This window comes from Citrobacter braakii, assembly GCF_002075345.1.
Classification (GTDB): domain Bacteria; phylum Pseudomonadota; class Gammaproteobacteria; order Enterobacterales; family Enterobacteriaceae; genus Citrobacter; species Citrobacter braakii.
In genome coordinates, this window is record NZ_NAEW01000006.1 from 334,906 (window position 1) to 343,791 (window position 8,886).

Below are 8,886 nucleotides of genomic sequence, written 5' to 3' on the forward strand. Positions count from 1 at the left end.
TATGCCGGAACGGTTGTTTAACGCCCGAAAAAATCGAGCATGTTTTCTGCCATAACCCACAGGGCGCGATTGAGTTTCACATCGCCAGCGATGCCAGTAACGGCACGGGTGCGGCTGCTTTTCCCCTGAGCGGTTCGCCCTGACAGACCACCTTTCATCAGGTTCTCCTGCACGCGCTGGTAAACGGTCCACAGGTCATCGCTGTAGTCCTCCCGACGACGCGGAGTCAGCAACTGCGATACCGTGACCGGCTGGTGGTCTTCACCAAAGCGATACTTCAGCGCGGCATTCGCCAGGGCGTTACGGGCTGGTTCTGGCAGTGCCAGTGACTGCATTGCATCGCGCTTCTCCTCCACCCGGTCAAACACACCGAGCACTTCGTAAGCCCCTTCAATCACCTTCTCGACGACATTGCCTTTATGCGGTACCCGCACTTCTCCGAATGACTGGCCGCAGACCAGACCGTTGGTACAGACGCCTCGAAATAGCCCCGGCAGCATCTGATAGCTTGAGGAGCCGTCATGACTGTTGAGCAAAATGATTTCCGGAACCTGATGCCCGGTCAGTTGACCGGCACGACGCAGGCGAAGCATGTGTTTGGTGTGTTCCCGCTTGCTCTGGTCGCGAACCTTTGTCTGGCAGGCAAAGAACGGCTCAAAACCTTCGCACTGCAGGCTTTCGAGGATGGTAATGGTCGGGATGTAGGTGTACCTGTCTGAACGAGATTCATGTTTGTCACTCCCGAACACGCTGGGAACATGACTCATCAGTTCTTCATGGGTCAGAGGCTGGTCACGGCGTATCTGATTTATTCGGCCAAAACGGCTGGCTAATCGCATGGCTAACTCCTTATCTGATAATGAAATAAAAACAAAAAAGGCCATGTTCCCGAAGGAGCATGGCCTGTTGCTATCTGGTGTTGGTGCGTAGCGGGCTGGAGAGGTCTGAAGTGTGAATAATTAATCGCTGTAGTGTGTGGTCCGGCACTCACTGAGGTCAGACAGCTCTTTTTGCGTATTCTTCAGACCCGGGCTGAAAGTGCCTACTTTTTTATCGCTGACATAAACATCGAAATTTGCTGCCTGCCCCAGTGCGTCAATAAATGACACCCAGGCATTATCACCGTTTCGCCAGCCCAGGGATGACGGTAACGGATACTGGCTGTCATCCATCACCACGGTGATGTCGGTTCCGTCATCGTGAGAATTCAGCAAGGTACCGTCGGGCAGGGTCAGGTATACGCTGTGCTGCAGCACATTCTGCTCATCGGGGCTGGTAGTGCAGTTAAGATTAAAGACCACTTTCTCCGGACTGGTGATGATGTATTCGGTCACCCCCTGAGCGAAGCCGCTGCTCCACATATTGGGGATGGCCTGTGCAACGGAGGCTGAGGCCAGCATAACGACCGCCAGGGCGGCATGAGATAAACGCATAAGTGATTTCCTTTCATTAACATCAGAGGGAGGGAATCCGTCAGGGCGCGCTGAAGCGCACCGGTAACCCGGACAACCTTAATTAATTTCATCAACGCTCTTATCTGTCTGTCGTCTTGTCCTTCCATTTTGGCCGGTTGCTACCCGAAAAGGATTTCACCAGCGACCAGTATTCCACGGGGAATCGTTTTACCAGTTCCCCGTTGAGACGGACATCGATAGTCCGGTACTGCCCGTTGTTCATGGTCCCCTGACTGAAGTAAGCATTGCTGCTGCAGGTCCCCGTGTCGTACTGGTTCCAGGCTTTTTCGGGTTTGCCCACTACGTAAAAATCCCCCAGGGCGCAGCCGTTAGTGGATTTACGATTAACGATGGCCACCCTGTTCGTTGCCGCCAACACAATGGTGCAGGAGCTTTGTTTTCCACCACAGACATCCCATAACACCCGACCACCAGGGTCCTTAAACGACCAGATGGTATTCGCCGGAATATCGGCTCGTTCCCGGGCTGCGGTACTGAGACTGACGCTGAAGACCAGCGCAAAAACTGCAAACCTCATTTTCATTTTTCATTCCTTAGCCATTTCAGAAAATCCGGAGCCAGCGCCCGCAACGGCGTACCTGGCGCACTGCAGACTGAGCAGATGCCTTTAGATATCGATCGATAATAACGATCGATAAAATAGTTATCGATCGTTACATTCTATTAATAAGGGCAAGGGTTGTCATCCCTTTCGGGGAAAATGTGTGACAGAACAGGGACTCAGGTATCCGGTGCCACGAAGCGGGAGTAACGGGGTGTTCTGATTAAAAGAAGTGGGTCTGTGAATGAGGCTCATGCCCACGGATGACAGGGGGGAGTATAAAGTCTGGTTTCAGAAGAAAATCCAGTCCCAGACGGCACGGGCGACGGACACCACCACATCACGCACGGTGCGAATCACCGTTTTCAGCGATGCAGGCAGGAACGACGATGACTCAGCCGTATCAAAAACCCGGCTCACAGCTTCACCGAAACTGTCACGGGCCTGCGACTTTACCGGCTCTGTGCAGAGTCTCCCTTGCAGTTGTGTCACCACCGGGCTGGTGGCGCGGTCAGGCAGACAACACATCATGTTTGCCACCATATCCTCAATGCCCCATCCAGTGCTGGCGGACACCACACAGACCGGATGATGCGGTTTAAACATTGCCATAATCGCAGCCTGCTTCGCTTTAAGATTTACCTGTTGTTGTGGCGAGGGCGTGCCGATCGCGCTATCCCATTCATGACAGGGTTCGATTTTGTCGGCCTGGTTAACCACAAACAGTACCTTTTGCCTGTAAGGTTGCACCACGCCGTGCCAGAACTGCTCGTCCACGGTCAGTGCCCGATCATCAGCCTTAATGACCCACAGCACCAGGTCCAGCTCCGGCAGCATACGACGGTACAGGGCCCGGTACTCATGATCCCGCCGCCCGTTTTCACCTACACCCGGTAAATCGACAATTACCAGACTGTGACGCCCGCTACGTAACCGGAAGCGCAGTACGTCGCGAGTACACGCGTTCACGTCACTCACCGGCGACACCTCGCCCCGGAATAATTTGTTGCAAAGAGAGGATTTACCAGCACCACTTTTGCCCATAATGCCAATCACCGGCTCGTAGTGGGTCAGGTTCTGGATACGTTCAAGAATAAGCTGGCGAAGCGTGTGCGGAAGCGACGCGAGCGGTTGCTCAAAGGCCTGCAGGCCATCAGGTTTATTCATACTGTAGTCTCAGCGTGAAAAATTAAAAATCCCGCGTTCCAGTCAGGAAGGCGGGGATTCACGGAGATAATATCTATCTGAAATTACTTGGAATTTTAGATTAACATGCAAAGAACCTTGCGCAGTCCAGGACTGAACGATGTCCGCTGGCGTGCCATAAGCAGACGTAATGAGCTGCACCCACTACAGTAAGTCATAAATCCAAGTGTTGAACTCTTGCAATTAACAGCCGATGATAAGAAAAGAATAAAGTTAGATTGCTCAGAACCTTCGCTGTTAAATTTTATGAGCTTTTTGACAGAGCACGCCTTTCCAAAGCCTGTGTAATGCATTTAGAGGGAGTTTTATGTATTTATCAAAACTCGGAATCCGCAACTTTAGAAATTTTGAGGCGGCTGATATTCCCCTAGCAGGTAATGTTGTGTTATTGGGGGAAAATCGTGTCGGTAAAAGTAATCTGCTTTTCGCAATTCGACTGGTTATTGATCCTACTCTGCCTGATTCAGCCAGGCAGCTTAAGCTGTCAGATTTCTGGGATGGCTGCGACCTTGAATCAAACCCTCAAATTGAGGTGCACCTTGAATTCGCCGATTTCGACAGTGACCCTTCCCTCTCAGCTCTGTTGACCGATTTTCGCATCGCAGAGGATCCTACCGTAGCAAGGTTGAGCTACATTTTTCGTAAAAAGGAAGAAGTCGATGGGGCTCCACGTTCGGGTGAGGACTGTGAGTTTATTGTTTTTGGCGGAGGTCAGGAATCGCGAGCCATTCCAGGACGCGTCAGGCGGCGGATCTCCATTGATATGCTGGACGCGTTACGCGATGCAGAAGCACAACTTGCTTCCTGGCGAAACTCTCCGCTACGCCCCTTATTGGAAGATGCATTCTCTTCACTGAGCCGAGCCGATTTGGATCGCGTAGCAACTGAGCTTCAGGCAGCAACGGAAACCATGGAGAAGTTCCCATCAATTAAGGATCTCGAAGATTCTCTTCGTGGTGGCATTCTTGACCTGGCTGGAACTGCTCACGATTTAGATGCCCGCCTCCGTTTTGCGCCTGCTGACCCTCTCAGATTAATGCGTTCTATCTCTATGTTCATTGATGATGGAAAGAGAGGCATTATTGAAGCGAGCCTAGGTTCTGCGAACGTGGCTCTGATATCACTCAAGCTAGCAGAGTTTGCATGGCGACGTGAAAAGAATGAACGTAATTTCTCCCTGCTTTGTATTGAAGAACCCGAAGCACATCTTCACCCACAGCTTCAGCGCGCTGTTTTTGACAAACTCTTCAATAATGCAGACAAAGATCAGTCTTTGATTGTAACGAGCCATTCTCCCACTCTGGCAACCATTGCTCCTCTTCGTTCTGTTGTTCGCATTTGCAGGGATCCTGAAGGGCGATCTCGAGCTTTTTCCCTAGCCGATCTGCCAGTAACCAGTGAAGAACTCGACGACATTGAACGATATTTAACAGCAACCAGATCGGAGCTGCTTTTTGCTAACGGGGTAATATTTGTTGAAGGCGATGCTGAGGAGGTTTTACTTCCAGGTTTCGCACAGGCCATGGGGATCAATCTCGACCAGCTAGGGATCACGGTATGTAACGTAGCGGGAGTTAATTTTGAACCATACGTGAAGCTGGCAGCCAGCCTCGGACTACCTTTTTCCGTCGTAACCGACTGGGACCCACTAGATGGTACGAAACAACCGATGGGTAAAACCCGTTCAATTGGTATCTGGCAAGCATATAGTGATGTATCGGAAAAACCGGGAAAATTAACCCCAGAAAATATTAATTGGTTCAATAACAGTTCTTATGAAGTCTGTAAGCCTGTATTTGAAAGGATTGGCATTTTTTTAAACGATCAGACATTTGAAGTCGCTGTAGCCAATACGGCAGGCCTCAAAGAAGCGCTGCTTGATATCCTCGATGAACAGGGATTTGGTGTGTTACGTTCATCAAGGATTGCTTCATGGCGTGCCGGTATAGCTCCAGACCCGACGCAACTTCTCGCGATGATATCTGACATAGGTAAAGGACGGTTGGCTGCCAAGCTGAAGCAAAAAGCACCTGGGCTTGCGCCGCCGGAGTATATTGCTTCAGCTATTCAATATGTGGTGTCGAATGTCTGACCGCCGCGCACTTTCAGAGGCTCTGAATGAGCTATTGCCGAACAGAGAACAGTACGCTGCGGCCACATACCCCGGCCACTGCGTAGTTATTGCTGGGCCAGGCAGCGGGAAAACCAAAACACTTACGACTGCCATGGCACGTGCCCTGATTGAAGAGGTCGCTGACCCCCGAGGCGTGGCCTGTATTACTTACAACAATGAATGCGCTTCTGAACTTGAAGGACGTCTGGCATGCTTTAAGGTCAGTGGCGATGAGCGGAACTTTATTGGCACCGTGCATAGCTTTGCATTAAATCAGGTTTTAATCCCCTACTCACGATGTATACCGGGTTTGCTGCCGGATGATTTTCGTGTGGCGACCAGAGATGAGAGTCGCGCGGCTGTTGAAGTGGCTTACCAGGCTAGATTCGGTTCTGTCGGAGATCCTCATGCACGGTGGAAATTTGCAGAAGAGAAACGACGCCGGGATGTGAACCGACTCCTACCGGCTTGGCGGAATAACAATCCGGAGCTGGCAGATTTTATTGAAGGTTATGAGGCAGAACTTCGGCGCTTAGGACTGATTGACTTTGATGATATGCCACTCATCGCTTTTCGTATTATTAGCGAGCATGAATGGGTACGTAATGCTATCCGGTCGCGCTATCCTGTTTTGTTTGTAGATGAATATCAGGATCTTGGGCACGCTCTTCATGAGCTGGTTCTGCTACTGTGCTTTAACGGCGGAATACGATTATTTGCGGTCGGTGATGCAGATCAGTCCATTTACGGATTTAATGGTGCAAATCCAGGGCTACTGGATAGTCTTGTTTCACGGGCAGATGTAAGACCGTTCCGTCTTCGCTTCAACTATCGATCTGGCGCGAAAATTATCAGGGCATCACTAGGGGCGCTGGGAGAAGACCGCGATTATGTTGGCCCCGATGGTAATCCAGAGGGAGAGTTAGGATTCCATGGGATTAATGGCGATTATGACGCACAGGCGCATTTTATCGCTCATGATCTAATTCCTTCGTTGTTTGAAAGAGGGTTTCATCCTGAACGCATCGGGGTTCTTTACCGGGCAGCCTGGCTTGGCGATAAAGTTGCGGATGAGTTCAAGGCCAGAAATATTGCCATAATACGTGCTGACAGTAATGCTCTCATTAAGCGCAATTCTCGTCTTGCCCGTTTCATCGAAGCCTGCAGTCAGTGGGTAACTGGGGGATGGAAAGAAGCCTCTCCACTATTTAACCTCTTACTGGGTCAGGCGCTCTTTCTTGTTTATGGCCGCCGCGCAAGCCGTGCTGAAGAACAATTACTGACCGTACAGCTCATCACTTTTTTACGAAACGGAATTGATAAAGCGGAAAGTGCTCACGAGTGGCTGAGACGTTTAAATGATGAGCTCATCACCGGCTGGATGGCTATCTCACAGAACACTCAGCAGGAATGGGATGTCATCTCTGAGTTACTGAAACGAACCGATCCCCTCAGGGGACTGGATGTGGCTCTGGATATATTCGCTGGGAAAGTAGAAGGAACTGGACGCATCACCCTTAGCACTCTTCATAGTGCAAAAGGCCGAGAATTTGATGTAGCCATAATGTTTGGGGTAAATAAATATGACTTCCCGAGTAAGCGAGATCTAACTTCAGATAATGCCCTTCGCGAGGCCCGTCGCCTCTTTTATGTAGGCGTTACTCGTCCCCGAAAAGAGCTGCACATGGTTTATGAAAAGGGTAAACATTCCCCTTGGATTGCCGAACTGTATCATCGCAGCCAGCAGATATAGAACATTATGCACCTGACCTGCTCCTACTTTATTGATAAACGGCGAAGTTAGCGATACCTCCATCTGGCTGTAAAAGACTATGAATATCTGCTTCTCGCTCAAAGCTGACCTTAAGCTTTAACAGGTTGTCCGCTTGGTGTCACAGGTAGATGCTCCAATAGCGCCAGGCAACCGCTCAACATGGCCATGGTAATCGTTTATGAGTAGGAGCTATAAAATAACGAGCTATGAGGGCAGTTGTAAGAGGCCCCCGAATCGACTCAGAATCAATCACTACATTGAGATATCAGACGATAAAACCACGGGGGACACAACGCTATTTAGCAGATCGCCGATAAGATTTTGATGACTGCCAGGCATGTTTCATCTTCTCAATAAACTCCAGCTTCTCTTCAGGTTGGACATTCCACACATCTATAGCAGCAATAACCATGTCATAACGCATAGACGTGTTATATGGGCGTAGATAGCCTGCTATTCGTTCTTTTCCTTTGAGATAGTCCCAGAGATATACTAACTGAGTTTCATCATCACGTGATATCCAGTCAAAATCTGCCAGAAAAAAATCATATTGCTCAAGCCAGCGCTCATGCAGTTTTTTGAAATAAGAGATCTTATCTCCAAGTGAGCATGGAGCTTCATCAATGTACCTCATGACACCATTGATGAGTTCACGCTCAGTTACCGGAGTTGGGTTGTACAAATCGGTACTTGCTCCCGCGTTCAGATAAAACCGGGAGAAAACACGTTTCGTTTTTTTCGAAGCAATAACCTGTGGATTTTTTATCAGGTCCCAATCAATACCGTCCAGGTCGATATTCAAATTAGCGAAATCAAGATTTGTGAAGATATTATCGTCCAGTAAAAGAGAATTAAAACCACCTGAACAATCAAAGCCATCCCCCAAACCACCTAGTGCCAACCCTGCAGGTAATACTGGATATTCAAAAATATAATGGTGAGCAAACCACAATGCTCTTGGTGTACCTTTGAAACAATCAAAATAATCTTTATCAATCAGTAGCAACTCAGCCCATTTTTTAAGAGTTTTCCGGCCAGCTTTGATCCTGTCCTGATCGCCCAGGAAATGCCGTTCAAGGATCCCAGAGATTAAATGTCGAAACTGATCCGGCGAATCATAAGTACTCCACTGCAAGGAGTAATCAGTGTTGGAAAGCGCACCAAGCATTTTTAAATACATGATCTCGTAACGGATCATATCGTAATGCAACATCGTCTCTTCCCTCTGCGTCTGACTCCCAAAAACAGATTAGCATGAGTAGCTTTTTGTGTGGTGGAGTCGAGTCACAAACCTGCAGAATGACTGATTTTTTACTAATATCCTACTGATTTTGTTGTGATAATACTCTGACTTATGACTGCATTCTTCCTGTAGTTTTTACTCTACTATCCTCCTCTGTTCACCTCATTAGAATCCTCAAACAGCTGATATGAACATTTGGGTTTTTAGTATAATTAAGGGGCACTCCCTGTTTCTATACCACCCTGTTCACAGCGCCTTCCCCCAACAAGCAACCCTGCCTGTATTCCCCAGGATACATAGTTCCCTGTATCTGCCGTATCCCTGCTTCTCTTAAAAATTACATCTTATCCCAATCCTTTGTACTCCACCTGACAAAGGATAAATCAATGCACACACCTTACCCTTTTTGTCAACGACGGGTAAAAAGTGATCCACTTACATCTCCACCGACGGTCTAATATTGATCCACCGTTTTACTCAGGATTAGCTTCCGCTATAACCCCAGCCTTTCGTTTCTGTTTCAGTCGATAGCTC

7 protein-coding genes are annotated in these 8,886 nt (G+C 48.9%); 2 read left to right on the forward strand and 5 right to left on the reverse strand.

The window, feature by feature from the left end; all coding sequences use genetic code 11:
- Positions 1–17: 17 nt before the first annotated feature.
- The 4 genes from BZK42_RS15680 to BZK42_RS15695 form a co-directional block, all read right to left on the reverse strand.
- Complete coding sequence (locus tag BZK42_RS15680; RefSeq protein WP_080859444.1) at positions 18–839, reverse strand: DUF932 domain-containing protein; 822 nt, start codon at positions 837–839, stop codon at positions 18–20.
- Positions 840–959: 120 nt separating this feature from the next.
- Positions 960–1,433 carry a hypothetical protein gene (locus BZK42_RS15685; protein WP_049033293.1) on the reverse strand — a complete coding sequence of 158 codons (474 nt, stop codon included), beginning with the start codon at positions 1,431–1,433 and terminating at the stop codon, positions 960–962.
- A 100-nt stretch (positions 1,434–1,533) separates the two neighbouring features.
- A complete protein-coding gene (locus tag BZK42_RS15690) occupies positions 1,534–1,998 on the reverse strand; it encodes a hypothetical protein (protein ID WP_080859446.1) in 465 nt (154 codons plus the stop codon).
- A gap of 309 nt (positions 1,999–2,307) precedes the next feature.
- Positions 2,308–3,183 (reverse strand): GTPase family protein, encoded by an 876-nt coding sequence (locus tag BZK42_RS15695; RefSeq protein ID WP_080859448.1) that lies wholly within the window; start codon positions 3,181–3,183, stop codon positions 2,308–2,310.
- Between the two features lie 346 nt (positions 3,184–3,529).
- Between BZK42_RS15695 and BZK42_RS15700 the strand changes: the two genes are divergently transcribed.
- Together BZK42_RS15700 and BZK42_RS15705 are read left to right on the forward strand one after the other, a co-directional pair.
- Positions 3,530–5,314: an ATP-dependent nuclease gene (locus tag BZK42_RS15700; protein ID WP_080859450.1), complete on the forward strand. Its 1,785-nt coding sequence runs from the start codon at positions 3,530–3,532 to the stop codon at positions 5,312–5,314.
- Positions 5,307–7,088, forward strand: coding sequence for an ATP-dependent helicase (locus BZK42_RS15705; RefSeq protein ID WP_080859452.1), 1,782 nt, complete (start codon positions 5,307–5,309; stop codon positions 7,086–7,088). The genes BZK42_RS15700 and BZK42_RS15705 overlap by 8 nt, the downstream gene beginning before the upstream one ends.
- A gap of 316 nt (positions 7,089–7,404) precedes the next feature.
- Here BZK42_RS15705 and BZK42_RS15710 read toward each other — a convergent pair whose 3' ends face one another.
- Positions 7,405–8,322 carry a hypothetical protein gene (locus tag BZK42_RS15710; RefSeq protein ID WP_080859454.1) on the reverse strand — a complete coding sequence of 306 codons (918 nt, stop codon included), beginning with the start codon at positions 8,320–8,322 and terminating at the stop codon, positions 7,405–7,407.
- Positions 8,323–8,886: the final 564 nt, after the last annotated feature.

Coding starts and splice junctions, on each gene's coding strand:
- BZK42_RS15695 (WP_080859448.1), bottom strand. CDS start 3,183: ATGAATAAACCTGATGGCCTGCAGGCCTTTGAGCAACCGCTCGCGTCG.
- BZK42_RS15690 (WP_080859446.1), bottom strand. CDS start 1,998: ATGAAAATGAGGTTTGCAGTTTTTGCGCTGGTCTTCAGCGTCAGTCTC.
- BZK42_RS15700 (WP_080859450.1), top strand. CDS start 3,530: ATGTATTTATCAAAACTCGGAATCCGCAACTTTAGAAATTTTGAGGCG.
- BZK42_RS15680 (WP_080859444.1), bottom strand. CDS start 839: ATGCGATTAGCCAGCCGTTTTGGCCGAATAAATCAGATACGCCGTGAC.
- BZK42_RS15705 (WP_080859452.1), top strand. CDS start 5,307: ATGTCTGACCGCCGCGCACTTTCAGAGGCTCTGAATGAGCTATTGCCG.
- BZK42_RS15685 (WP_049033293.1), bottom strand. CDS start 1,433: ATGCGTTTATCTCATGCCGCCCTGGCGGTCGTTATGCTGGCCTCAGCC.
- BZK42_RS15710 (WP_080859454.1), bottom strand. CDS start 8,322: ATGTTGCATTACGATATGATCCGTTACGAGATCATGTATTTAAAAATG.